The organism is Capsulimonas corticalis (genome assembly GCF_003574315.2).
GTDB classification, from domain to species: Bacteria; Armatimonadota; Armatimonadia; order Armatimonadales; family Capsulimonadaceae; genus Capsulimonas; species Capsulimonas corticalis.
Genome location: NZ_AP025739.1, coordinates 2,869,428 through 2,895,651, shown reverse-complemented (window position 1 = coordinate 2,895,651; position 26,224 = coordinate 2,869,428). Strand labels below are relative to the sequence as shown.

The 26,224-nt window shown below is 62.6% G+C and carries 23 protein-coding genes; 20 read left to right on the top strand and 3 right to left on the bottom strand.

Annotation, left to right across the window (positions count from 1 at the left end; translation table 11 throughout):
• Positions 1-89: 89 nt before the first annotated feature.
• The 6 genes from D5261_RS12395 to D5261_RS12370 all read left to right on the top strand — a co-directional run bounded on the left by D5261_RS12395 (position 90) and on the right by D5261_RS12370 (position 9,432).
• Entirely contained in the window at positions 90-1,427 is a 1,338-nt protein-coding gene (locus D5261_RS12395) for a TolC family protein (protein WP_119321337.1), read from the top strand.
• Positions 1,424-2,824, top strand: a complete 1,401-nt coding sequence (locus tag D5261_RS12390) for an efflux RND transporter periplasmic adaptor subunit (protein WP_119321336.1) — start codon at positions 1,424-1,426, stop codon at positions 2,822-2,824. The genes D5261_RS12395 and D5261_RS12390 overlap by 4 nt, the downstream gene beginning before the upstream one ends.
• Positions 2,821-5,952: an efflux RND transporter permease subunit gene (locus tag D5261_RS12385; protein WP_119321335.1), complete on the top strand. Its 3,132-nt coding sequence runs from the start codon at positions 2,821-2,823 to the stop codon at positions 5,950-5,952. The genes D5261_RS12390 and D5261_RS12385 overlap by 4 nt, the downstream gene beginning before the upstream one ends.
• Positions 5,953-6,045: 93 nt before the next feature.
• Positions 6,046-6,729, top strand: coding sequence for a response regulator (locus D5261_RS12380; RefSeq protein WP_119321516.1), 684 nt, complete (start codon positions 6,046-6,048; stop codon positions 6,727-6,729).
• Entirely contained in the window at positions 6,713-8,245 is a 1,533-nt protein-coding gene (locus D5261_RS12375) for a sensor histidine kinase (protein WP_119321334.1), read from the top strand. The genes D5261_RS12380 and D5261_RS12375 overlap by 17 nt, the downstream gene beginning before the upstream one ends.
• Before the next feature lie 122 nt (positions 8,246-8,367).
• A complete protein-coding gene (locus D5261_RS12370) occupies positions 8,368-9,432 on the top strand; it encodes a M42 family metallopeptidase (protein ID WP_119321333.1) in 1,065 nt (354 codons plus the stop codon).
• Positions 9,433-9,607: 175 nt separating this feature from the next.
• On the opposite strand, the gene D5261_RS12365 is transcribed toward D5261_RS12370, so the two are convergent.
• The gene (locus tag D5261_RS12365) at positions 9,608-10,885 is read right to left on the bottom strand and encodes an MFS transporter (RefSeq protein ID WP_119321332.1); all 1,278 of its coding nucleotides are present in this window, start codon (positions 10,883-10,885) and stop codon (positions 9,608-9,610) included.
• A 232-nt stretch (positions 10,886-11,117) separates the two neighbouring features.
• On the opposite strand from D5261_RS12365, the gene D5261_RS12360 reads away from it, so the two are divergent.
• Entirely contained in the window at positions 11,118-12,182 is a 1,065-nt protein-coding gene (locus D5261_RS12360; RefSeq protein ID WP_119321331.1) for a M42 family metallopeptidase, read from the top strand.
• Between the two features lie 170 nt (positions 12,183-12,352).
• Here D5261_RS12360 and D5261_RS12355 read toward each other — a convergent pair whose 3' ends face one another.
• Together D5261_RS12355 and D5261_RS12350 are read right to left on the bottom strand one after the other, a co-directional pair.
• Positions 12,353-12,544: a hypothetical protein gene (locus D5261_RS12355; RefSeq protein WP_119321330.1), complete on the bottom strand. Its 192-nt coding sequence runs from the start codon at positions 12,542-12,544 to the stop codon at positions 12,353-12,355.
• Positions 12,545-12,590: 46 nt separating this feature from the next.
• The gene (locus tag D5261_RS12350; RefSeq protein ID WP_165864175.1) at positions 12,591-13,937 is read right to left on the bottom strand and encodes a PAS domain S-box protein; all 1,347 of its coding nucleotides are present in this window, start codon (positions 13,935-13,937) and stop codon (positions 12,591-12,593) included.
• A gap of 258 nt (positions 13,938-14,195) precedes the next feature.
• On the opposite strand from D5261_RS12350, the gene D5261_RS12345 reads away from it, so the two are divergent.
• The 13 genes from D5261_RS12345 to D5261_RS12285 all read left to right on the top strand — a co-directional run bounded on the left by D5261_RS12345 (position 14,196) and on the right by D5261_RS12285 (position 26,094).
• Positions 14,196-15,068 (top strand): ExeA family protein, encoded by an 873-nt coding sequence (locus D5261_RS12345; protein WP_119321328.1) that lies wholly within the window; start codon positions 14,196-14,198, stop codon positions 15,066-15,068.
• Positions 15,068-15,667: a hypothetical protein gene (locus D5261_RS12340; protein ID WP_165864174.1), complete on the top strand. Its 600-nt coding sequence runs from the start codon at positions 15,068-15,070 to the stop codon at positions 15,665-15,667. The genes D5261_RS12345 and D5261_RS12340 overlap by 1 nt, the downstream gene beginning before the upstream one ends.
• Before the next feature lie 164 nt (positions 15,668-15,831).
• A complete protein-coding gene (locus tag D5261_RS12335) occupies positions 15,832-15,999 on the top strand; it encodes a hypothetical protein (protein ID WP_301002483.1) in 168 nt (55 codons plus the stop codon).
• Between the two features lie 150 nt (positions 16,000-16,149).
• Positions 16,150-17,067: an ABC transporter permease gene (locus tag D5261_RS12330; protein ID WP_119321324.1), complete on the top strand. Its 918-nt coding sequence runs from the start codon at positions 16,150-16,152 to the stop codon at positions 17,065-17,067.
• A gap of 9 nt (positions 17,068-17,076) precedes the next feature.
• Positions 17,077-17,838, top strand: a complete 762-nt coding sequence (locus D5261_RS12325; protein ID WP_119321323.1) for an ABC transporter ATP-binding protein — start codon at positions 17,077-17,079, stop codon at positions 17,836-17,838.
• 34 nt (positions 17,839-17,872) lie between these two features.
• The gene (locus D5261_RS12320) at positions 17,873-19,021 is read left to right on the top strand and encodes a glycosyltransferase (protein WP_165864173.1); all 1,149 of its coding nucleotides are present in this window, start codon (positions 17,873-17,875) and stop codon (positions 19,019-19,021) included.
• Positions 19,022-20,227, top strand: coding sequence for a glycosyltransferase (locus tag D5261_RS12315; RefSeq protein ID WP_119321321.1), 1,206 nt, complete (start codon positions 19,022-19,024; stop codon positions 20,225-20,227).
• 5 nt (positions 20,228-20,232) lie between these two features.
• Complete coding sequence (locus D5261_RS12310) at positions 20,233-20,964, top strand: class I SAM-dependent methyltransferase (protein WP_165864172.1); 732 nt, start codon at positions 20,233-20,235, stop codon at positions 20,962-20,964.
• 18 nt (positions 20,965-20,982) lie between these two features.
• On the top strand, positions 20,983-22,248 hold the full coding sequence (locus D5261_RS12305) for a glycosyltransferase family 9 protein (protein WP_119321319.1): 1,266 nt from the start codon (positions 20,983-20,985) through the stop codon (positions 22,246-22,248).
• Entirely contained in the window at positions 22,245-23,012 is a 768-nt protein-coding gene (locus D5261_RS12300) for a glycosyltransferase family 2 protein (protein ID WP_119321318.1), read from the top strand. The genes D5261_RS12305 and D5261_RS12300 overlap by 4 nt, the downstream gene beginning before the upstream one ends.
• A 3-nt stretch (positions 23,013-23,015) precedes the next feature.
• Positions 23,016-23,966 (top strand): glycosyltransferase family 2 protein, encoded by a 951-nt coding sequence (locus tag D5261_RS12295; protein ID WP_119321317.1) that lies wholly within the window; start codon positions 23,016-23,018, stop codon positions 23,964-23,966.
• Between the two features lie 20 nt (positions 23,967-23,986).
• On the top strand, positions 23,987-24,850 hold the full coding sequence (locus tag D5261_RS12290) for an O-fucosyltransferase family protein (RefSeq protein WP_119321316.1): 864 nt from the start codon (positions 23,987-23,989) through the stop codon (positions 24,848-24,850).
• 23 nt (positions 24,851-24,873) lie between these two features.
• Entirely contained in the window at positions 24,874-26,094 is a 1,221-nt protein-coding gene (locus D5261_RS12285) for a DUF8832 domain-containing protein (protein WP_125205955.1), read from the top strand.
• The last annotated feature ends 130 nt before the right edge of the window (positions 26,095-26,224 follow it).

Below are 26,224 nucleotides of genomic sequence, written 5' to 3'. Positions count from 1 at the left end.
GGCGCATCCCGGCCGACGCCTCCCGATTTATTAGCCGATTCTAATACAACGCTAATGCCGCTTTAATCTCAGCACGCAATAATGCCGGCATGAGATTTCGACTAAGCGCGGTTTCCGGACGGGTAAACAAGCGCGGTGTTTCTTTTGCGGCCGCATGCGCGGCGCTGCTCGGTTCGTGTTCGCAATCCCAGGCGCAGACGGCTCCCCCCGTCGCCAACACATTCACTCTCCAGGCCGCCGAGACGCAGGCGATGGCGCAAAACCCCAGCGCCCGCGCGGCGTCCCAGCAGCTCATTCAGGCGCTGGCGAAGGTGGATCAGGCCAGGGCGCAGCAGCGGACGCAGATCTCCTTCAGCAGCGCGGCGAGCGCATCCTCGGCGGACGTTATTCAGGGACCGCCCGACCACGAAAACTTCCAGACACTCCAAAATACGCTGACGATTCCCCTGCCCCTCGGACTGCGGCCCCGGCTCGCGGTCAGCCTGGCGCAGCGGCAGGCGGACGCCGCCCGCGCGCAGTTTGAGGCCGCGCGCATCACCCTGCTCACTCAGGTGGATACGGCGTATTACGATCTGCTGCGCAAGCAGGCTCTCCTCACGCTCGCCGATCAGACACTCGCCGAGGCCGAGCGCTCGCTGAGCGAAGTTCAAAAACGCAACAAAGCCGGCGACGTTCCGCAGCTGGACGTGCTGCGGGCGCAGGTTCCGGTCTCGGCGGCGCAGGCGCAGCGCGCGCAGGCGGAGAACGCCGTGACGGTCGCCCGGCAGGCGCTCAGCGCCCTGCTGTCTCGCGACCTGGACGCGCCGCTCACGGTACAGGAAGTGGATCCGGCGCACGTCTCCGACGCGCATACCGAAACCGAGGTCCGCGCGCTCGCCGAGCAGCGCTCCCCGGATCTGCGGGCGGCCGACGCGACGGTCCAGGCGGATGAGGAGGCGGTAAAGTCCGCGCGGCTCTGGCGCGAGCCCGCCCTGTCCGTGGATCTCAGCGACGCGCGCAGCAACGACAAAACCGGGTTTTCCCGGCTCAACACGATCCAGGCGACCGTCACCATCCCGATCTCGGACGGCGGGCTGGCGCGGGGCCAGACCCGCGAGGCCGAGGCGGCGCTGGCGCAGGCCAAGGCGCAGCGCGAATCGGCGCGCAGCAGCGCCGTCACCGCGGCCGGCGCTGCGTATCTGAACGCGCGCAGCGCCGCCGTCCAGTCGCGATCGGCGGCCGAGGCCCGCGCCAACGCCCAGATCGTTTACGACAAAACGCTGCTCGGATACCAGCAGGGCCTGTTCCCGCTGTCCGATGTTTTGAACGCGCAGGCCGCGCTCGCCCAGACGCGCATCGCCGAAACGCAGGCGCGGTACGACCAGGCCGCCGCCGAATCCTCTCTTGCCCTGCTCATCACTCCCGCTCCGGAAAAGGCCGCTCCATGAACCCACGCGAGACCGTATTTTTACGCGCCGCCGCGCCGCTGGCGCTGGCCGCACTGATTTGCTCCGGCTGCAGCCATAAGGCGGCGGAGACGGACGCCTCGGCCCAGCCGGCCGAAGTCACCCCGACCGTTCAAGTCGCTTCGGCGCGCCGTGGGACGATCGAGGATCGCCTGGGCGCTTCGGGAACCCTGATGGCGATGCGCAGCCGGGAAGCGACGCTGGCGCCGGCGGTCGCGGGCGTGCTGGAGGCGCTGCCGGTGCGCGTCGGCCAAACCGTGACCGCAGGCCAGCTCATCGCGCGCCTTTCCAACCGGACATTGCTCGGACAGATCGACCAGGCGCAGGCGGCGGTCCAGCAGAACCAAGTTCAGGTGCAGCAGGCGAAGGTAAACGCCCTTCAGCAGCAGGCGTCCAGCCGCTCCGCGATCTTGCAGGCCCAGGCGGCCCTCGCCAACGCCAAGGCGACGCAAGGCGTCGCCGAAGCCACCTTGATCGGCGATGAAGCCGCCGTGACGAACGCCCAGCAGACGCTGGCCCGGACGCAGAACTTATTCGGCGAAGGGTTGGTCGCGCAGAAAGATGTGGAGGCGGCGCAGGCGGCCCTGCGCACGGCCTCCGCCACCGCCGACGCCCAGCGCCAAACGATTGCGGCGCAGCGGCAGACGGTGGAGGGACAGCGGCGCGCCGTGGAAGCGGCGCAGGCGGCTTCCTTGCAGGACGTCGTCAAGCGCCAGGACATCGCCGTCGCCCGCCAGCAGGTCCGCAGCGCGCAGGGCGCGCTGGAGACGTCCCGCGCGCAGCTGACGCTCTACACGCTGCGCGCTCCGCTCGCGGGGCAGATTACCGCAGTCGGGGCGGCGCCCGGCGAAGCCGTGGACACGACGGTGAAGCTGGCGACCATCACCAATCTGGATGTCCTTCAGCTCCAGATGTTTATCACGAGCGAGAAGGCGCGCGCGCTGCACGCCGGCCAGACCGTTTCCTTCCAAACGGACAGCCTGCCGGGCAAAACCTTCCAGACCGTGGTGCAGACCGTCGGCAGCCAGGTCGATGCGACCAGCGGCTCGATCCCGGTTCTGGCGACGGTCGCCAATCCCGGCCATCTCCTGAAAGACGATCTCTACGTTAAGTCCCAGATCGTCGTGGACCGCCATGTGGGCGCGCTGCTCGTTCCGAAAAGCTCCGTGCTCGACAGCGCCGACGGCTCGCACACGGTCGTCACCGTGACGGCGGACGGAACGGCCCACATCCAGACCGTGAAGACCGGACTGCGCGAGGGCGACGACGTGGAGATCCTGAGCGGCCTGAGCGCCTCGGACCGAGTCATCACCCTGGGAGGCTACGGACTGCCGGACGGAACCAAGGTCACCGTCGCCAAAGCCGAGGCGCAGCCGTGAAACTCACCCGCTTCCTCTGGTCGCACCGCAAGGCCGTCCTGACCCTCACCCTGCTGCTCTGCGTGCTGGGCGGCTACTTCGCGCTGCATCTGCCGGTCGCCATCTTTCCGCAGCTGGTCGTGCCGCGCGTCGCCGTCTCGGCGGACGCCGGCGATATTCCGCTGGAGACGACCCTCGCGCAGGTCACGCGCCCGCTGGAGGCGGCGGTCAGCACCGTCCCCGGCGTCACAAAAGTCCAGTCCGTCACCAGCCGGGGAAGCGACAGTCTCGATGTCACCTTCGCCTGGGGCACGGACATGCAGCTCGCCCTCCAGCGCGTCCAGGGCCAGATCTCCGATACCCGCCCGACCCTGCCGGCGGGCGCCAATGTGACGGCCGAGGTCATCAACCCCTCGATCTTCCCGATCATGGGATATAGCCTCACCTCCAAGACCGTCGATCTCGCGGAGCTGCGCCGTCTGGCGAATTACACCATTCGGCCGCGCCTGGCGCGCTTGCCCGGCGTGGCTCAGATCCGGATCACCGGCGGCGACGCGCCCGAGTTTCTTGTCGCCGTAGAGCCGCGCGCGCTGGCCGCGCATGGCCTGACGCTGCAAGATGTGCAGGACGCGATCGCGAAGGCGAACGGCGTATCCTCGGTCGGGCAGATCAATCACGCCTACCAGCGCTACGAGATTCTGGTCTCCGGACTGCTGCGCAATGAAGATGATGTCCGGGCCGTGACGGTCGCGGCCAAGAACGGCGTTCCGATCGCCGTCTCCGATATCGCCACGGTGTCCCGCTCCGTGCAGCCGCGCACGATCCTCGCCACGGGCAACGGCAGCCCGGCGGTCATCGTCAATGTGATCAAGCAGCCCGACGCCAACACCGTGCAGGTCGCCGACGAAGTCCACGCCGCGCTCGCCGACCTGCGCTCGACGCTGCCGGCGGGGGTCGACACATCACTCTTCTACGACCAATCGGAGATCGTGAAGTCCTCCGAAAGCAGCGTCATCGAATCGATCGTGATCGGCGGCATTCTGGCGCTGATCGTCCTGACGCTGTTCCTGGGCAACATCCGGGCGGCGAGCATCGTGCTGATCATCCTGCCGCTCAGCATTTTGATCACCTTCGGCCTGATGAAGGCGCTCGGGCAGACGCTCAATATCATGACGCTCGGCGCGCTGGCGATCGCGCTCGGCCTGGTGATCGACGACGGCATCGTCGTCGTCGAGAATATCTTCCATGAACGCGAGATGGGGCGGTCGCGGCGGGCGGCGATCGCCGCCGGCATCCAGGCGATCACTCCCGCCATGGTCGGCTCCTCGCTGACCACCATGGCCGCGTTCCTGCCGCTGACGTTTCTGAGCGGCGTCACCGGCCAGTTCTTCGGCCCGCTGGCGCTCGTGATGGTCGCGACGCTCTTTGTCTCCCTGGTGCTCGCTCTGTGTCTGACGCCCCTCCTAGCCGACGTCTTATTGCCGCGCGACGCGGAGAAGAAGGACGGCGAGGCGCATAAGCCCTCGCTTCCCGTGCGGATCATGGAGCGAGTCGCCGAACGGTACAGCCGCATCCTGACCTGGTGCCTGCGCAAGCCGGTCGTTGTCCTGGGCTTGCTCGTCCCCGTCGTCTTCGGCGCGTGGCTGCTGTTCAATCATCTGCAAACCGGATTCTTCCCGGAATTCGACGAAGGCGCGTTCGTTGTCGATTACCGCCTGCCGCCGGGAACCTCGCTCGTCGAAACGGACCGCGTCGCCCGGGAGATCGAAACCATTCTAGGCAAAACTCCGGAGGTCGCGGCCTGGTCGCGGCTGACCGGCGCGCTGTCCGGCTCAGGACTGGAGCTGGCGGAGCAAAGCCAGGGCGACATTCTGGTCCGTCTCAAGACCGACCGGACGCGCAGCGCCGACGACATCATGACGGACCTGCGCGAGCAGATCGGCGGGAAGTTTCCGCAGGCGGAAGGCGATTATATCCAGATCCTTCAGGATGGGATCGGCGATATGGCCGGATCGCCCAAGGCGATTGAGGTCAAGATCTTCGGCGACGACCCGGCCAAGCTGGCCGATCTCGCGCACGCCGCCGGCGATATCGTCACCAGGACGCCGGGCGTTGTCGATGAAAACGACGGCGTTGTGGAAAGCGGCCCGGAGCTGATCGCCCACGTGGACAGCGCGCAGGCGGCCCGCTACGGACTGACCACGGAAGCCGTTACCTCGGCGGTGACGACCGCGATGGCCGGCTCGATCGCCACGCGCGTGCAGCAGGGCGAAGAAGGGATCGATGTCCGCGTGCAGGCGACCCGCAAAGGCGCGCCGCTGGATCCCGCTTTGCTCCCCGGCGTCGCGATCGCCACTCCCAGCGGCGCGACGGTTCCTTTGAGCGCGGTGGCGAGTATCGAGGCGGCGGCGGGCACGCCGCAGATCACGCGCGAGAACCAGCTGCCGATGGTCGCCGTCACCGCCGGCCTGGAGGGACGAGACCTGGGCAGCGCCGTACACGACGTTCAGTCGCGGCTGGCGAAGGGCCTGCATCTGCCGCCGGGATATCGCATTGAATACGGCGGCCTGTACGCCAGTCAGCAGGATTCCTTCCTCCAGCTCGCCGCCGTGCTCGCGACGGCGGTGCTGGCGGTCACCGCGCTGCTGATCGTGCAGCTTCGCTCGTTCCGCCAGACGTTCTCGCTGCTGATCGCCGCCATCGTCTCGCTGTCCGGCGTCCTGCTCGGGCTGTATATCACCAGCACCCCGCTCAATATCTCCAGCTTCACCGGGGCGGTGATGATCGTCGGCATCGTCACGGAGAACGGGATCGTTCTCTTCGACTTCTTCAACCACCTGCAAAAACTCGGCCCGGACCGGCCGAATATCGACGTCATGATCGAGGCGGCCCGAATGCGTCTGCGCCCGATCCTGATGACGACTGTCGGCGCGATCCTGGCGCTTCTGCCCCTGGCTCTGGGCCTGGGCGCCGGCGCGGCGATGCAGCGGCCGCTGGCGATCGCCGTCATCGGCGGCCTGACGGTGTCCACGCTATTCACGCTGATTGTCGCTCCCGTTTTGTTTATCGCCACCCACCCGGGCCGCCTCAAGCCGGCGGCGGACTCGAACGATGAGTTTTCACGGATCGAACAGGAACTCGCACATTAGGAGGATGGGACAATGTCGGATCGTTTATCCCAGGAGCAAGGCCCGGCGCCAAGCGACAAATCGGCGCCGTCGGGTAACATACAGGCGGAACTTATGCGAATACTCATCGTGGAAGACGAACAGAAGGTCGCCTCCTTCCTGCGCCGCGCGCTGGAGGAAGAGGGACAGGCGGTCGATGTCGAACACGACGGAGAGACCGGGCTGCAGCGGGCGCTGACGTATGACTACGACCTGGTGATCCTGGATTGGCTCCTGCCGCAGCGAACCGGACTGGAAGTCTGCATCGCGATCCGTGAGGCGCGCACCGGCACGCCGATCCTGATGCTGACGGCGCGCGACGCCGTCGAGGACCGGATCGCGGGGCTGGACGCCGGCGCGGACGACTATCTGGTCAAGCCGTTTGCGCTGGGCGAGCTGCTGGCGCGCGTCCGCGCTCTGCTGCGCCGGGGCAAGACCGGCGCGCCCAAACTCGTCGTCAGCGACCTCACCCTCGATCCCGCCCGCCGCCGCGTCATCCGCGCGGGCCATGAGATCACGCTGACCGCCAAGGAGTACGCGCTGCTGGAGTACTTGATGCGCCACGCCGGTCAGACCGTCGCGCGCACCATGATCGCCGAGCATGTCTGGGACTTCGACTTTGACGGCGGCACCAACGTTGTGGACGTGTACATCAATTACCTGCGCAACAAGGTCGACCGAGGTCACGAGCGGAAGCTGATCCATACGGTGCGCGGCGTTGGTTACTGTTTGGAAAGCCGCAATGTCCTCTCCGAATAAATCGCGGCGTGCATCCCCGTTCGCGTGGATGCGCTCCCTGCGTTTCCGGCTCACCCTCTGGTACGGCGGCGCGCTTGCCGCCATCCTCTGCGCCGGGGCGCTCTGCGTTTATGTCGGCGCGAAGCACGCCCTGCTCTCCGAAACGGACGCCTTTCTGACTCTAGAGGCGCAGCGCACCGCGTACGTCGCCGAAGGCGACCAGAGAGACGCCGGCGACTACACGGAGCTGCGCGAGGCGGTCTCCTCCTTCCAAGGGTCCGGTCAGAGTCCCAGAAGCTTCCCCGGACTGCTGCGGTTCGACTCGGTCTATGTCCGTCTCGCTACGCCCAAGAACGCGACGGTCGCGGTTTCCCCCAGCCTTTCCTCGCATCCGGACTTGCAGGATTCCCTGAACGAAATGAACGTCTCGAACTTCAAAGGCGGCCGCCATTTCGCGTTCAGCGGGCCGGACGAGGAACGGATGCTGCGGGTCATTGTCGCGCCCGTTGAGGCGGCGGGGCGGCCGCTATTGATACAGATCGCCGTTCCCTGGGACCACGATACGGACGTTCTGGAGCAATTGGGATACGTGCTCATGATCGCCGTGCCCGCCCTCACCTTCGCCGCTTCTCTGGGGGGCTGGGCGCTGGTCGGGCGAACGCTGCGGCCGATCCAGCGGATCGCCACCGAAGCCGAGCAATTGGAGATCGATAACTTTTCCGGCCCGCTGCTTCCCGCGCCTTCGGAAACCGACAGCGAAGTCGGCAACCTCGTCGCCACGCTCAACCGCATGACCATTCGCCTGCACAAGGCGTTCGAAGCCAAACAGCGCTTCGCGGAAGCACAGCAGCGCTTCGCCGCCGACGCCTCCCATGAGCTGCGCACCCCGCTCACGGTGCTGCGGGGCGAGATGGAGCTGACGCTCTCCCGGCCCCGCGCCGAAGAGGAGTATATCGCCACGCTGGGCAGCGCCCTCGAAGAAATTCAGCAGATGACCCATATCGTGGAGAGTCTCAGCTTTCTGGCGCGAACGGACACCGGCCATATCGAGAACGAAGGCGCGCGCGTCCCCGTGGACCTGCAAAGCCTCTGCGAGCGCACGTCAGCGCACTTTGAGCGTGAGGCCGAGGCGCACGGCGTTACCGTCTCGTTCCTTCCCTCGCCTGAACCTGTCCGCGTCACCGGCGATCCGGTTCAGCTCCGGCAACTGCTCGATAACCTGGTCGATAACGCCGTGAAGTACTCCCGCTCCGGCGATCTGGTCACCATCAGCGTATCCGGCGAGCGCGCTCCCAGCGATGGCGCCGCCGAAGCCGTGATTACAGTCAGCGACATGGGGATCGGCATCGCCCCGGAAGACCTCCCCCACATCTTCGACCGCTTCTGGCGCGCCGACAGCGCCCGCTCCGCCCCCGGCAGCGGCCTGGGCCTCGCCATCTGCGCCCGCATCGCCGAAGCCCACGGCGGCCGCCTCGCCGTTCAAAGCGAACTGGGGTCGGGCACGCAAATCACACTGCGAATCCCCGTCGCCGGATAGCATTGAGCGCCTCTCTTCCCACCCCAATGATCCCGCATGGAATCGTTTGATCTCCGGGTCAAATCGCCCAAAATCCACGGTACCATGGAGAAAATCCGGCCTGGCTCTGAAGGGAGAGATGCATGAATTTCGATTTGCTCAAACGCCTGTGTGAGACGCCCGGCGTCAGCGGCGGCGAAGACCCGATTCGCAAACTCGCCGCCGCCGAGATGCGCCCCTTCGTGGACACCCTGAGTATTGACGCCATGGGAAGCGTGATCGGGATCCAGGAAGGCAAGCCCGGCGGGCCGCGCGTGATGATCGCGGCGCACATCGACGAGATCGGATTCCGTGTTCGCCATATCGATGACAAGGGGTTTGTCTGGATCGCCCCTGTCGGCGGCTGGGACACAAGAAACCTGGTGATGCAGCGCGTGTTCGTACACGGCTTCGCCGGCCAATCGCTGCGCGGCGCGCTGACGCCCACATCCAAGCCCCGTCACCTGATCCAGGGCGACGAGGGATCGAAGGTCGGCAAGATCGAAGAGTTTTATGTGGATCTGGGCCTGCCGGGCGACGACGTGAAAGGGCTGGTCGAGGTCGGCGATATGGTCACGATGGACCGCACGACGGAGCAGATCGGCGACATGGTCCTGAGCAAGACCCTGGATGACCGTCTCGGCGTCTTCATCATGATCGAGGCGCTGCGCAAGCTCCAGGGCAAAGACATTACGGCGACGGTGCTCGCGGTCGCGACCACGCAGGAGGAAGTCGGCCTGCGCGGCGCGATTCCCGCCGCCTACGCGCTGAATCCCGATATCGGCGTCGCCGTGGACATCACCGTCGCTTACGACGTTCCCGGCACATCCGAAGCCGACCGCATCACCTCACTTGGCGCGGGCGTCGCGATCAAGATCTCCGACACCTCGCTCATCAGCCACCCCAAGCTTGTTCGCCACTTCCGGGATATCGCCCAGGCGCAAGGCATTTCCCATCAGCTGGAGATGCTGCCCTACGGAGGCACCGACGCCGGCGGCATCCAGCGCTCCCGGAGCGGCGTCCCATCGATCACTCTCTCGATCCCCACCCGATATCCGCACTCGCCCAATGAAATGGCGCATCTGGACGACATTCAGGCAACCATCGACCTGCTGGCGGCATACTTGGAAGAAGCGCATCTGGGGGATTACAAGTATGTGCTGGAGTAGGTAGAGGCCCTCACCCGGCGCTTCGCGCCACCCTCTCCCAATTCTAGGAGAGGGTTAAGATTAGAAAAAGATTTGGATCTTTGATCCAAAAGATCTTATCACTAAAACTCTCACTCCCTCTGACTCCCCTTCTCCCAATTTTGGGAGAGGGGGCCGGGGGGTGAGGGCCTTCCCGCTACGGGATCTTCGCCTCCGCATCAAATTCGTATTCTCGTAAGACCGTTCCCTTCGCCGCAACCCACGCCACCGTCGCCAGGCAGGCGACGCCGCCCAGGATGACCGCGCCGGGCGTTCCCAGTAAATTGGCGGCGACGCCGGTTTCGAATTCGCCGAGCTGGGGGCCGCCCATGAAGAAGATCATATTCACCGAAGTCATGCGGCCGCGCAGGCGGTCGGGGGTCATGAGCTGGCGGATGGTTTGGCGCAGGATCGTGCTGATCGCGTCCGCGCCGCCCACCACGGCGAGGGCGAGCAGCGACAGGGCGAAGGAGCGCGAGGCGCCGAAGACGATGGTCGCCGCGCCGTACACGATCACCGCCCAGATCACGACCCGGCCTTGCTTGTGCATCGGTTTGGCGACGGACATCCAGAGGCCGACGAGCAGCGCGCCGATGGCGTCGGCGGCGCCCAGAACGCCGTAGCCGCGCGGGCCGACGTGCAGGATATCCTTGGCGAAGATCGGCAGCAGGGAGCTGGCGGAAGAAAAGAATGTCGCGAAGAAGTCCAGCCAGAGCGTCCAGACCAGCAGCGGCGTGCTCATCACGAACAGCAGTCCTTCTTTGAGCGCCGCGAGGTTCACCTGAGAGCGCTCCCCTGATTCCGAAAGCGTCGGCGGCGTGGGGCGCATCATCACGAGCGCGACAAAGACGGCGACAAACGAGGCGGCGTTTAAGAAGTAGGTGATCGGGATGCCGCCGCGCGCGATCAGCAGACCGGCGAGCACGGGGCCAGCGATCGTCGACGTTCGGAAGACGATGGAGTTAAGCGACAGGGCGCTCGCCAGGTCCTCACGCGGCACGAGACGCGGGATCAGCGACTGGCGCGACGGGTTATCGAAGGCCATCGCCGCGCCGCCGACCACCGTGAGCAGATAGATGATCGGCGCCGAAATGTGATGCGTCACTGTCAAAAGACCGAGCGCCAGGGCGTTCAGCATCAGCACCGTCTGCGTGACCATCATCACCTTGCGGCGGTCCCAGGCGTCCGCCACCGCCCCGCCGATCAGCGAGAGGAGCACGATGGGAATGACGCGAAACAAGCCGATCATTCCCAGGCTCAGCGCGCTGCCCGTCAGAAGATATAGCTGCCAGTTAAGCGCCGCAACCTGCATGAACGAGCCGATCCCCGAGACCCCCTGCCCCAGCCAGAGCAGCCGATAATCCCGCGAACGCAGGGCGGGAAAACGGTTCATGAAGCTTCGGGGCGCGTCCGGCAATCTTTCGGTCTCGATCATGTCTTTCTCCACGGCGGCTTCAATGCCGCCGGCAATACTTAATACTACTTAACCATTATGGCGCATGGCGCCTATTTTCACAACAAGCGAACGGGACGCTGAGTTCCAAGTCTCGCGATCAGAGTCCATTTTTGATCTTGGGCTGTGAATTGATGATTTCTTGCCGAGAAATTGGGACAACGCGCGGTACCATGCTTCCAAGCAATCCCTTTAATGACTTATGGAGAAACCTATGAATTTCGATTTGCTCAAGCGTCTCTGTGAAACGCCCGGCATTAGCGGCAGCGAAGATCCCATTCGCAAACTCGCCGCCGCCGAGATGCGCCCTCTCGTGGACACCCTCGAAGCGGATTCGATGGGAAGCGTGATCGGGATCAAGGAAGGCAAGTCGGGCGGACCGCGCGTGATGATCGCGGCGCACATCGATGAGATCGGATTCCGTGTTCGCCATATCGACGACAAGGGCTTTATTCGGATCGCTCCGGTCGGGGGCTGGGATCCGCGCAATCTGATGGCGCAGCGTGTCTTCGTCCACGGCTTCTCGAGCCAATCGCTGCGCGGCGCGCTGGGCACGAGCGCCAAGCCCAAGCATCTGATGAGCCCGGAGGACGCGAACAAGTCTCCCAAGATCGAGGAGTTTTACGTGGACCTCGGCCTGCCGGGGGAGAAAGTAAAAGAGCTGGTCGAGGTCGGCGACATGATCACCATGGACCGCACGACGGAGCAGATCGGCGACATGGTCCTGAGCAAGACCCTGGATGACCGTCTCGGCGTCTTCATCATGATCGAGGCGCTGCGCAAGCTCCAGGGCAAAGACATTACGGCGACGGTGCTCGCGGTCGCGACCACGCAGGAAGAAGTTGGTCTGCGCGGCGCCGTCCCGGCCGCCTACGCGCTGAATCCCGACATCGGAATCGCGCTCGACGTCACGATCGCCTTCGACATTCCCGGCTCCGCCGACGCCGACCGAATCACGACGCTGGGCGGAGGCGCGGCGATCAAGATCTCGGATAGCTCGCTGATCTGCCATCCCAAACTTGTCCGCCACTTCCGAGATATCGCCAAAGCGAAGGACATCACCCACCAGCTCGAAATCCTCCCCGCAGGCGGCACCGACGCCGGCGGCATCCAGCGCTCCCGGGGCGGCGTCCCGTCAATCACCCTCTCGATCCCCACCCGTTATATCCATTCCGTGAACGAGATGGCGCACTTAGAAGATATCCAGGCGACGATCGACCTGCTGGCGGCGTATTTGGAAGAAGCGCACACCGGGGATTACAAGTTCGTGCTGGAGTAGAGAAGAGGCCCTCACCCGGCGCTTCGCGCCACCCTCTCCCAATTCTAGGAGAGGGTTAGGAGTAAGATATGAAGATTTGGATCTTTGATACAAAAGATCTTATCACTAAAACTCTGACTCCCCCTCTCCCAAAATTGGGAGAGGGGGCCGGGGGGTGAGGGCCTGCATCTTCATCGCCGCCGGTCCACATCCATCTGATCTTTATCGACAGGCTCACCCAAAGGCGCCGCGCCTTCGCAGGGGACTTCGGGCTGGCAGCAGCTTTCGATGTAGCCGCAGCGGCGGCAGCGGGGTTTGGGGTAGAGGTCTGTCAGCTCCGCGGAGCAGACAGGGCATTTGACGGCGACGTTCTGTTCGGCCATGGCGAGATCTCCCGAATGCGCTCACAGCGTTTGGCTTGGAAAGCCCTTACAGCGCCTGGACATGATCGATCCAGTTCGGCTCGATCGGGCGTAAATCCTGCTCCAGGACAACGGTGGTGCCGGCGCCGCCGGTGAGCAGATAGAAGCGGTCGATGGTGTTGAGGACGAGCCACAGGCCGTGGCCGAGCGTGCCGGCGGTGGTGTAGCCTCGGCGCAGCGTCGCTTTGGGCAGCTGGTCGATGGAGATGCCGGCGCCGTGGTCCACGATCCGTACTTGGACAGTGCCGGGGGGGCTGACGCAGACCTGGCCGAAGCCGCCTCCGGCGTGGACGACGGCGTTCATGGCCGCTTCGCTGACGGCCGTGGACAGATCGTGCCAGCGCGTGTCCGGGAAGCCGCAGTCGATGGCGAGCTTTTCGGCTTGGCGGCGCAGATCGACAATGCCCTTCTTGGGCGTGAGCGCGACTTCACGCTCGCATTGCAGCAGCGGCGGCGGAAGATCTTCCGGACGGTCGCACAGGCGCAGCTTGCCCTCTGTGACGCTGGCCAGCACATCACGCAGCATGGCGTGTTCGCGCGCGGCGCTTTGCTGCACTTGCTCCAGCAGCTGCGCGTGCTCCTCTTCCGCGCGCCTTTTCTCCGTCACATCTAGCACGAGCGAAAGGATCGATTCGATCTTGCCGCGCCGGTCCAGCGCGACCGAGCTGTACCATTCACAGTCCAATACACGGCCGTCGCGCGTTCGATTCCGGACACGGACGATATTGCGCTGGTCGGGGCTGACGAGCATCCGCGCGATCCCGCTCTCGACGACGGCGATATCCTGATCAAACACGAATCCCAGGTCCGTGGAACGGCGGCCAAGGGTCTCGGCGGAGGACCATCCGAAGAGGCGCGCGGCTTCATCCGACCAGCGCGAGATCCGAAAGTCCCGATCCCACTCCACCACGGCGAGCGGCGCGTGCTGGACTTGCTCGGTCAGGCGGTCAAGGGCGCGGCGCACTCCGCTGATGGCGGGGCGGCGCGGCTTTTCCTGGATCATGGCGAGGAAAAAGTCCGGCTGGTCTTCTTCGTCGCGGACAAGCGATGCGGAAATCTTGATATGGATCGTTTCACCGTCGGCGCGCAGGACGCGCTTGTCGACGTTGTACGTGGAGGTTTCGCCCGACAAAACCCGCGCGATCGCCTCCATCTCGATGGAAAGATCGTCGGGATGCGCGATGTCGTGGATGCGCAGCCGAATCAGCGTATCGGCGTCGTAACCGAGGAGCGCGCAGAGAAACGGGTTGGCGCGCAGCCAGCGGCCAGACGGCTCAAAATGAGCCATGCCGATGGAGGCGCGCTCGAAGGCCGTCTGAAAGCGCTCTTGTCTGCCATGTTGAGAGGATGTCATGGTTACCACGAAGGACGTCGGGGAAAATAGAACCTTTGTTATATACCCGCCGCCTCGGGTGTTGGAAACATGCCGCCTGTCCGAAGGCAAATCGTAAGCCCGTTCGGCTCGATTGCGCGCACACATGAGTATACGGGCGCTTTGATGTGGTGTCAAGGGCGAGTTTGATCGGGAGCGAAGATTGGCGTTTCCGGCCGATATTTGAAAAATACTTGAAATTAAGGTCGATTTCCCCCTATAATGATTCGGTAACTCCGCGTGTCATCGCGGAAAGGAGATAGCGCCATTTACGAAGAGTTTTATGGGCTGCGTGAGACGCCCTTCTCCGTTCAGCCGGATCCGCGCTTTGCGTACCCGAGTGCGGAGCACAAAGTGGCGATCGCGAAGATGCGTTACGCCGCCGATCAGAAGCGCGGCCTGGCCGTTCTGACTGGACCGGTGGGCGCCGGCAAGACCACGATCGCGAATCAACTGCAAAAGACCTGGGATGAAGATCCGGGCAAAAGCGTCGGCTTCCTGCCCAGCGCCACCGTCCGCACGCCCGCCGCATTCCTGCGTCTGGTCTGCGAGGCGTTCGGCATCACTCCCAAGCGCACCGAGGCCGACAACCGCCGGCTGATCGAGCGCTTTCTACTCGATGAGTATAACGCGGACCGTCATCCGGTGCTGCTGCTCGACGAAGGCCAGAATGTCTCGTCCCGCAACATCGACACGATCTCGGATCTGACGAACTTTCAAACGGCCCAGACGAAGCTGATCACGGTGGTCATGCTCGCGCAGGATAACCTGCCCAAAAAGCTGGAAAATAAAGATGCGTTCCGGTCCCGCATCGCCGTCGTCGGTCACCTGGATCCGCTGACGCTGGAAGAGATGACCGACACGATCGCGCACCGTATCAAAACCGCCGGCGGCACGGAAATCGACGACTATTTCGAGCCCGAGGCGCTGGCGATGGTCCATCAGATCACGCAGGGCGTGCCGCGCGACATCTGCGTCCTCTGCGACTCGCTGTTCGTCAACGGCTACGTCCGCGATCAGCGGATCATGACGGTGGCGCTGGTGGAGCGCACCTTAAAAGAGATGGGGCGCGAGAAAAAGTGGCCGGTGCAGATTAAGGAGACGCAGAAGTAATGACGACCCTGGATGAGCTTCGCCGCGCCAACCTGCGCGAGCAGCGCCGCAGCGCCGACGAGCGTCTGGCTCCCAAAGAGCCGGCCGCCGCCGCGCCCGCCGTCGCCGCGCCCGCTCCGGTCGCGCCCGCCGCGCCGGACACCGACGCGGCGGAGAAGGCTACGCCCGTCCCGCCGCCCTCCCCCACGTCTCAGGACGCCGGAGCCGCCGCCAAGGCGGCTCCGGCGCCCGCGAAGGCCGCCCCGGCTGCGCCCGTGACCGACCTCGTGGTCGCGCCGCCAACGGACCTTGTCCCGGAACCCCAGACGCCCGCCGCCTCCAACGGCGCACATTCGGCGTCCAACCCATCGCACGCCGTTCCCGGCGCCGTGCCGCCGGCGGACGTCGCCGCGATTTTGCAGACGGAAGGCTTGCTGGACCGCGTGCATTCCGCGCTGGCGCGCAAGGTCATTCACCCTACCGGCGTCAAGGCCACGGTCGATATGCCGCCCGATCTTTTCTGGCGCCTCAAGCGCTATTGTCGGGACCATAACAATGTGACTGTCCGCCAGGTCTTCTTAGATTTGATGATCGCCTATCTCGATGAGGAGGGGTACTAACAAGAATCCAATTCGGAACAGTGACAAATACAGGTTTAGGTTGACCTGTGATTGCGGAATAAATAAGCGTTCCACGGTGTTCTCGTCGTACTCCTGAAGATTTTCGGAGCGAACGCCGATATTAAAGACGTACTTAATGTATGCTCGGCACACTGGAGACGCTTATGACCCGCGACGGATTGTTCCAAAAACTTGAGATAGTACTCGTGGTCGAATCGATTTTAGTTCTGGCGATGATGATTATGCAGCCGGTCACTCCGCCCCGCGTCTCGCACCCCGGCGGCGCCGTCGTCCCCGTCCTGCACCGCATGTCCCGGGTCGTCGCCTGCTGAGATCGCGCCGGCTTGTAGAGATAATTGAACCCGCCGCCCGTGACGCTTTTGCGTCACGGGCGGCTTTCGTTTGTCACAGATCTTACATTTATTGACAACCAGTAAGAAGGCGCGTTATACTGAATCAACTTATCAGTCCAGAAAGAACGTATGACGACGCCGTCGATTATTATCAAGCCCCTCAAGCGGGGCGAGCCAGGCCTGGCCGCTGAAGCCCGCGAGCTTTGGCGTTACCGCCATCTGATCAAGACGCTGGTGACGCGCGAGCTCAAAGTCCGCTACAAGAATTCCACGCTCGGGATCGCCTGGTCGATGGTAAGCCCTCTGGTGCAGGTGTTCGTCATGACGCTTGCGGTCGGCATCATCGCCGGAACCAACGCCAAGGGCATGAGCGCCTATATCTTGTGCGCTTATCTGCCCTGGAACTTCTTCCAAAACGCCGTATTGGATTCATCGGGTTCCGTGCTCAGCCAGCTTGGCCTGCTCAAGAAGGTTTATTTCCCTCGGGAAATCCCCCTCGTAGCCGCCGTGTGCTCTAACTTCGTTCACTTCATCTTGTCCCTGGGCGTATTCGTGATCTACCGATGGGTGCTGACGCCCCTCTTCGTTGGCTGGCCCGGCCTGCCGCCGCGAGAGGTGTTCTGGCTGCCGCTGATCATATTGGTCCAGTTCATCTTGACTCTGGGCGTGTCGTTCTTTATCTGCGCCTGGAACGTGTTCTACGAAGATGTCAAATTTGTCGCGTCGATGATGATGTCGTTCTTGTTTTACCTGCTGCCTATTTTGTATTTCGCGGAAAACCTGCAATACTCCGCCAAAATCCCCGCGCGGTGGCAATGGCTCGCATACCATCTCTATCTGGGCAATCCGCTCGCCTGGGTCATCACGGCGTATAAGCAGGTGCTGCTGCCGGCCAAGATCATTTCCAGTCCGGGAAGTCCGACTGCGATGACGGCCCCCTTTGATTACCGATATTTTCTCATCGCTCTGGTCACATCCAGTCTTATCTGCATCGCCGGCTATAACTACTTCAACGGCCGCAAGTGGAAGTTCACCGAGCGCCCGTAGGAACCCATCATGCCGGAATATGCGATCGAAGTCGAAAATGTCGTCAAAGATTTCCGGGTCTATCACCGGATTTACGGCAGTCTTAAAAGTAAAGTCACATCCCTCGCCAAAGGACTCGTCCGGAAAGAGGAGCACTCGGGTTTTGAGATTCGGCGTGCGCTGAACGGCGTCAGCTTCCAGATCAAACCGGGCGAGGCCGTGGCGATGATCGGCAGCAACGGCTCTGGAAAAAGCACTCTGCTTTCCATTCTTTCCCGCGTCTACCTGCCCACGGAGGGCGAGGCCCGGATCGTCGGGCGCATGATGAGCCTGCTGGAGCTCGGGGCCGGCTTCCATCACGAGCTCACCGGAAACGAGAATATCTTTTTCAGCGGCGCGATGCTCGGCCTCATGGAGGAAGAAGTCGCCGCCCGCTACGACAGCATTCTCGAATTCGCCGGTTTGGATCACCAAGCGATGGACCTCCCGGTGCGCATGTACTCGTCGGGAATGCAGCTTCGACTTGCGTTCTCGATGGCGATCCATCTCGACGCGGAAGTTCTCCTCATCGACGAAGGGCTTGCGGTCGGCGATGAGGGCTTTCAGGAAAAGTGCTTCCGGAAGATTGAGGAATTCAAGTCCCAGGGCCGAACCATCCTGATGGTGACGCATGAATTGGACCATGTGGAGCGACTCGCGGATCGAGTCCTCTGGCTGAACAAAGGCGTCCTCGAACAAGATGGTCCCGTGGACGAAGTCCTACGCGAGTATCGGCGGACATACTTCTCGTGAATCGAAGCGACGCCGCGCGGATGCGGACATTGCGATGAAAATACTGATCGTTTCACCCGTGGCGGAAGCGGCGCACGTGCGAAAAATCCCGGCGGCTCTCGCGAAGCATGATGGAGTGGAAATCACGGTCATCGCGCCAAACCGTGTCGCCGTCAATAAAGTCTACGATCCCTCCGGCTGGATCAGCTACGAGCGGGAAGAGAATTCGGACGGCTTCCGGTTTATCCCGCTGCCCTTGATCGACCCGGCGAACTTCCACAAAGGCTATCAGCCGGAGCCGCTGCGCCAGGCAATCAAAACAGTCAAACCGGACGTGATCCAGGTTTGGAGCGGTCCGGTCGATCCATTTCTCTATCAGGTGACACGGGCTCGAACGCGCGTGTTTTCACGCGCGAAGGTCGTCTTCTACGGCTTCGACAATCTGCACATCCCGCTCAGCCGCTTCACCATCCCGAAATGGCGTTCGCTTTGGACGCAAATCGCGGGCGGCTTTGAAGCCGATAGCGAAGCAATCGCCTGCGTGCGCGCCGCCGGATTCGTCAAACCTTTGGAGCGTGTCTTTTGGGGGATCCCGCTGGAGGACTTCAAGCCCGCGGACAAAGCGGCGCTGCGTCAAACACTGAGCCTGCCGGCGGAGCCTCTCGTCGGCTATATCGGGCGTCTGGTCACCGAGAAAGGTCTGATGCATCTGCTCGGCGCGCTTGGATTGCTTCCGCCAAACGTGCATTGCCTATTGATCGGCGGCGGCCCGATGCAATCCGAGCTGGAGCTTTGGATTGACCTGCTGGGTCTGAAAGAACGTGTTCACCTGCTCGCGCCCATGAGCGCCACGCTCGTCGCCTCCTATATGGCGTGTCTCGATGCGCTCGCGCTGCCATCGCTTTCCACGCCCGTCTGGAAGGAACAGTACGGGCGGGTGCTCGGTGAGGCCATGGCGTGCGGCGTGCCGGTGGTTGGCTCGGATTCGGGCGCAATCCCCGAGGTCATCGGCGAGGCGGGCCTGGTGGTTCCCGAGGCGAATACACAGGCGCTGGCCGATGGTCTCCGCAAAGCGCTTTTCGACGAAGAGTTTCGAAGCCGCGTGATCCCGCTCGGCTTGAAGCGCGCGCCGGACGAAATGAGCGTCGAGGCCATGAGCACTCATCTTCTCGACTTTTACCGCAGAATCCTAAGGCGAAACTGAATGCCAAGCCCGTTACGCGAAATCGCCAAGCGCCTGATGCCCGCGTCCGCCCTCTCCGGTCTGAAAAAGCTTCACGCGGATTACGAGAGCCGTTACCCGATCACTCGCCCGTCGAGCGCGGCTGGAGCCGAACGCCGCCACGCGCTCGTCTCCTACATTACCGCGCCGTTCACCATCGGGCCGGACGATGTCCGAAATACCTACTTCAGTAACATCGGCATCGCGCGCGGCATCGTCGCCGCACTCAATGACATGGGTTACGATGTCGATATCATCGAATGGTCGAACGATCTCTTTACCCCGCGCAAAAAATACGACCTGTTCTTCGGTCACGCCGGTCGAAATTTCGAGCGGCTGGCGACGCTGCTCCCGCCTGAAGCGCCGCGCATCTACTTTTCCACAGGGATTTACTGGCGGGACTGGAACGCCCATGAAGAAGCGCGATTTCAGCGCATCGAAGAAACGCGCGGCGTCCGCCTGCCGTACGACCGCTGGATCACGGAATCCGAGGAAGGCGCCAACGCCGCAGCGGACGGCATTATCTGCCTTGGTAACCAGGTCGCAAAAGACTCGTATTCGAAGTTCCCCTTGGTCGTCAACGTAAACAACGCGACTTATTTCGACGATCATTACGACACAACGAAAAAGGATTTCGAAGCGGCGCGTCGTAACTTCTTCTTTTTCTCCAGCGTCGGCAACGTCCATAAGGGACTGGATCTGCTGCTGGAGGCGTTCACGGGCCTGGACGCTCATCTCTATGTCTGGCAGGGCGCTTCCCCAGAGTTTCACGAGCTGTACCGCAAGGAATTAGAGACGCTGCCCAATATACACTGGCTCGGCGCGGGGCCGACACGGTCGCCAAAGTTCTACGAAATGGTCGACCAGTGCGGTTATGTGATCCACGCCTCCTGCGCCGAAGGGCAGCCGGGATCCGTTCTGGACGCAATGCATCAGGGACTGGTCCCGGTGCTCAGTCGTGAGAACAATCTTGATGTCGGCGATTACGGCGTCATGCTGGAAGACTGTTCGGTCGCGCACATCGCCGAAATCGTGCAGTCGCTGTCGGAACGCTCCGCGGAATGGCTGGAAACTCAATCGCGACGCACGCGCGAGATTGCTTTGCGGGATTACTCCGAAGAGGCTTTCCAGCGCAATATCGCCGCAGCGATTCAAACCGTCATCACGGAAAGTCGAAAAGGAAAATAAGAGCCGTGTCCATCCATTCTCCCCGCTATCATTTCCGCCGGTTCGTGCTGGCCGTCACTCCCCCGATCCTGCTGTCCGCCGTCCGCCGGGCGCGCGGACTGGAGCCGGCCAAGACTCCGCACTACACCGAGTATACGACATTGGACGATCCGCTGGAGATGGCGAATCAGGTCGAAAGCTATCTCTTCTTCCGGGACAATTATATCCAACCGTCGGACCATATTTTGGAGGTCGGTTTTGGTCTTGGATATGGCATGAATATCATGGCGGCTAAGGCGATCAGCGTCATCGGCGTCGAAGTCGACGCTCCCGCCGTCGCGCGCGCCAAGCGTGTCTTCGACGGGCATCCGCGCGTCACCAGCGTTTCGCTCTATGACGGCAAGCGCCTTCCCTTCGAGGATCAGTCGTTCGATGTCGTCACCTGCCTGGAAGTGATCGAACATGTCGAAGATTACGAAGCCCTGCTGCGCGAGCTTTACCGGGTTTCCCGCCGTCTCGTCTTCATCACCACTCCCAATCGACTTCCGGAGCACACGCTGCCCAACGGCAAACCCATGAACTACTGGCACCTGCGGGAGTGGAGCCATCCGGAACTCGATAAGATTATCACGGGTCTCGGCTATCGCTGCGACTGGAACTTTCTCAATGGCCCTCTGCGCGGCCCATTCGAGTGGAGTAAAGATGTCAAAAGCAACACGCAGTCCATGTGTCCGGTGATTCATGTCGAGCATCGTTAAGGTCAGGCGGCGTTTCCCATGCTGAAGCTGCTCACGCGCATCGTCAAAGGCGTCGCCCGCCGCTCGCTCTCATGGATCTCCTCGCCGCGTATCGTCATCGCGCTGTTTGAGCCGTATTTTCGCATGCAGAGCTTCCGGCAAAAGCCGACCGGCGCGGCGCTGTCCGAGGTCGAGTCCGTGCTTGTTATCCGGCTGGATGAAATCGGGGACGCCGTGATGACGACGCCGCTGCTGCGTGAGCTGCGGCGCGACGCGCCGGACGCCTGGATTACCCTGATCGTCAAGCCTTCGAACCTCAATCTCTTCGAAACCTGTCCCTACGCCAACGAAGTGCTGGCGTACGACTGGAGCTCGCCCGGGCGCTATCAGCACGTCCGAAGACAGCTCCGCGCTCTGAAGCTCGCGAAAACTCATCTTTGGAAACACCGTTTCGATCTGGCGCTGCTGCCCCGATGGGACTACGACGAATATAACGCGGCGTTTCTTTCTTATCTGAGCGGAGCGCGGCGGCGCGTGGGCTATTCGGACGATGTCGCTCCGCATAAAAGCGCGCGCAAGAGCGGATTCAACCTGCTGCTCACGCAGCGTCTGGATGACGCCTCTCTCAAGCACGAAGTCGAGCGTGACCTCGCACTGCTGTCCGCCGTCGGGGGCGAAATCCACGAGAATACGATGGAGATCTGGACGACGGATGAGGACCGGGATCAAGCCAGACAGATTCTGGAGCGCGGCGGGCGCGCCCTGGGACAGATCCTGATCGGCATCGGACCTTCCGGCGGCAGTTCTTGGCTCAAGCAATGGCCCGTGGAGCGTTTTATCGAAGTATGCCGCCGTCTGCGAGAGCAGTATCACGCGGCGTTTGTCATTGTCGGCGGACCGGGCGACGCAGCGATCGCCCAGGCGATTGACGATGCGCTGGGAAGTACGGCGATCGATACGATCGGAGCGACGACACTGCGGCAAACGGCGGCGCTGCTGGAGCAGTGCGATCTCTATATTGGCAACGACTCTGGACCAATGCACCTCGCCGCCGCCTGCGGCGTTCCGGTGGTGGCGCTCTTCGGCTCCAGCTGCCCGCATCGGTTCCACCCCTGGGGCTCCGAGCACAAAACACTCTGGCGCGAGCTGCTCTGTTCACCGTGCGCCGCACGCAACCACAGCGACAAATGCCATGTCTGTATCTATGAGAAACCCAAGTGCATGGACATGATCTCCGTGGAAGAGGTGCTGGCGGCGGCGGATACGCGTCTTCGCGAACGAGCCTCAGGCGAGGCGACGACATGACCCAGCCCCTCTTCTCCATTATCATTCCCACATTCAATTGCGCGGACCGCGCCGAGAAGACTCTGGCGAGCGTGCTGTCGCAGAAACCGGGCCTGTTCGAAGTGATCGTGATGGATGGCGGCTCGACCGACGGGACGCTGGACGTTCTGCGCGCGAAAGGCGACGCGGTCCGGTGGGTCTCGGAGCGCGACGCCGGGATCTACGACGCGATGAACAAAGGTATCGCCTTGGCGCAAGGACGCTATCTCTATTTTCTGGGCGCCGGCGATACGCTCCACGAAGGCGTCCTGGAGAAGCTGGCCCCGCAAATGCCGGACGCAAATTACAGATTCGTCTATGGCGATGTGTACATGCAGGATATCCAGATGCGTCATTACGGCGAAGTGACCAAGCGCAAGCTGCGCATCGGGCTTAACATCTGCCACCAATCGATCTTTTACGAGCAGCATATCTTCGCCATCCTGGGAACATTCGAAACCCAATATACGATGCTCGCCGATTACGCGTATAATCTCAAGTGCTTCGGCGACCAGCGAGTCAAATTTCACTATGTCCATGAGCTCGTCGCCGACTATGAAGGCGCGGGAGCGAGCACGCGTATTCCCGATCCGGCGTTCGCAAGGGACTTTCCGCGTCTGCTCAAGGAGAACGTCGGTTTTCCGCATTATCAGATTCACCGTCTGAGGATGATGGTCCCGCCTGCGGTCAAGCACTTTATCTTTCGGCAGTATCTCGCGCTGAAGAAACGGCGTCCTTCACGCTGAGTCATGAAAATCTCCATCGCTCTGTGCACTTATAACGGCGCGCGTTACCTCTGGGAACAGCTCGCGAGCATCGCCGCGCAGACGCGTTTGCCCGACGAAATCGTCATTTGCGACGACCGGTCACAGGACGATACCGTCCAGATCGCGCAGCGCTTTGCCAATACGGTGAACTTCCCGGTGCGGCTGTTCGTCAACGAACAAAATTTAGGATCGTTCCAAAACTTCGGCAAAGCAATCGGCCTCTGTCAAGGCGATATCATCGCGCTTTCCGATCAGGACGACGTTTGGCTGCCAGAGAAACTGGCGCGTATCGCTTCAGAATTTGAAAATCATCCTAATTTGGGGGTAGTATTTACCGACGCCGAGATTGTCGACGCCGCGCTGCATCCCCTGAGGGAGCGTCTCTTTGAGAGCATTCGCTTGACCAGATCCGAACGGCTGGCGATTGACGATGGCCGGGGATTTGAGACACTGCTGCGGCGCAACGTCGTGACGGGAGCGACGATGGCCTTTCGCGCCCATTGGAAGCCGCTTGTTCTCCCGATCGAGAAGAACAGCTATTTGGCGCACGACGCCTGGATCGCGCTTTTGATCGCGGCGGTCGCTCCAATAATGCGGATCGATGAGCCTCTCATCCAGTATCGTCAGCATGACGCGCAGATTCAGGGCGTCAAGGCAAAGGAGCGTAAGGCGGAGCCGGTGAGCTTTTATGAGACACATCTCAACCAGCTCGACGCCATTCGCGCTCGTTTGGTTACGGACAACTCATCCGAGACGCTCGGCCGCCGCATTCGGCGTATTGACTCTCAGCGTCTCCATCTTAGGGCGCGCATTCAGATGCCCCGAAATATCGCCGCACGCGCGTTTCGTGTTACGAGCGAGCTGCTCAGCGGTCGCTATCATCGCTATTCGACCGGCTTCTACAGTGCGGCGCGCGATCTGATCCATCGTTAAAAAGCGCCTTACAGGCCATCATGATCATTATCTCCCACAAATTTGGACAGCTGGGAAATAGGCTCTGTCTCTTCGCGCACTTTATCGCTGTTGGCCGGGAGCATGGGATCGCCGTCGCGAACCTTGCCTTCGACGAATACGCGGATCTCTTTGAAACGACCAGCGCCGATATCGCCTGCCGTTTCCCCGCGCGCCGACTGCGCCTGCCCGTCACGCCTCGGCTGCGGAGGGCCCTGCATCGGATCAGCCTGGCCGCCGACTCGCGCATTCAGGGGCCGGTGAAAGTCTTCGCGGAAAAGGTTTCGCTTCCCGAAGGGCAATCAATGGATATCGGCTCGCCCGATTTTGTCGCGAAGGCGCGCCGGAAGATCGTTTGTATCGAGGGCTGGGAGTTTCGCAGCGCGGATAATGTGAAAAAGCACGCCGACGCGATTCGCGCGTACTTCCGGCCGGTCGCCGCAAGAGAGGCGGATGTTCAGCAGGTTCTCGCCAAAGGCCGAAAAGACGCCGATGTGCTGGTCGGCGTCCATGTTCGCCATGGCGACTACCAGGAATTCTGCGGCGGCCGTTATTACTACACCCTGGAGCAATACGACGCCGTCATGCGCCGCGTGCAGGAACTATTTCCCGCCAAGCGCGTCGGATTTCTCCTCTGCTCCAACCTTCCGCAGGATCTCTCGACATTGCCCTCCGTCCCGGTAACGTCCGGACCGGGAAACATGGTATCAGATATGTACGCGCTGGCCGGCTGCGACTATATTCTTGGCGCGCCCAGCACCTACACGACGTGGGCGTCGTTTTACGGCGATGTTCCGCTGTACAAAATTCTGGATCCGGACGCGCCCATCTCACTGTCCGATTTTCAGCGCTATCTTCCCAATTGACGGACAAAGAAGACCCGACGCCCATGCTCTTGAAATCATTTCGCCAAGCGGCCGCCCCCCTAGCCGTGATGATCGCGATCCCCGCTCTCGCCCCGCGCGTCGCCCGCGCGCACGCCACTGAGTTTTCGGCGCGGCAGGGGGATATCGTCGGGGATCTGCGCGCGCCGGCGGAGGGGGTGTCGGCGGGGGATGAGACGGCGTTTTCGATCCTGGTGATGCGCGTGCCGCCACCGGATCCCAGCAACAAAGACGCGCTGCCGTTTCTCTTCGGCGCGGGCTTGCCCTGCAAAACCGTCTCATGCCGGATCTCGATGCCGGCGATGGCGGGGATGCCGCAGATCGCGCCGACCCTGACGCCGTCGAAAACGGCGGGGGTGTACAACTTCACGGCGACGTTTCCGCATGGGGGGCAGTACCGGTTCGATGTCGCCGCGACGCCCGCCGATGGCGGCGCGCCGATCGCGCTGCGTTACGATGTCGCGGTGGGAGACGCCCTGGATCCCAGCGCTGCGCCCTACCGTCTCGTCGTCAGCGCCAAGCCGGCGCGCCCGCGCGCCGGCCAGTCCGTGACGATGGCGCTCAGCGTCGTGGACAGCCGCACCGGCCAGCGCATCACGGACTTTGAAACGGTGCATGAAAAGAAGATGCACTTCATCATGGTCCGCGACGACCTGGGCGACTTCTCGCACGAGCATCCCGTGCTGCAACCCGACGGAACGTTCACCCACACAACCACATTCCCGACCAGTGGAACCTGGCGTTTATACGCCGACATGGCTCCCAAAAATGCCGGGGCGCAGCTCGCAACGGCGTCCATCGATGTGTCCGGGCCGGCCCCGTCGCCGTTCACGCTGACCGCGCCCGCGCCCCCCGTTTCCAAAGGCGCGCCGCTGGCGGCCGCGCAGGATGACGAGATCCAGGCGACTCTGTCCGCTCCTCTGCTCGCCGCGCGCCAGGACGCCAACCTGACGGTGCAGTTGACGGACAAGCTGGGCGCTCCCGTCACGCAGCTGGAGCCCTGGCTGGGCGCGCCCGCGCACATGGTGCTGATCAGCCAGCGCAGCCACGCCTTCGTCCACTCTCACCCCGCCGACTGGGGCGCCGGCGATCAAGCGCGCGCGCAGCTGCATTTCGTCCTGCGCCTGCCGGAATCGGGTCTTTATCGCGGCTGGCTCCAGTTCCAGCGCGCCGGAGTCCTGCACACCCTCCCCTTCACCGTCCGAGTCGCCCCGCACCCGATTTGAGAGAATGGCCCCCACCCGGCGCTTCGCGCCACCCTCTCCCAATTCTAGGAGAGGGTTAGGAGTAAGATATTGGATCAAAGATCCAAATAAAAAACTCCCTCTGACTCCCCCTCTCCCAAAATTGGGAGAG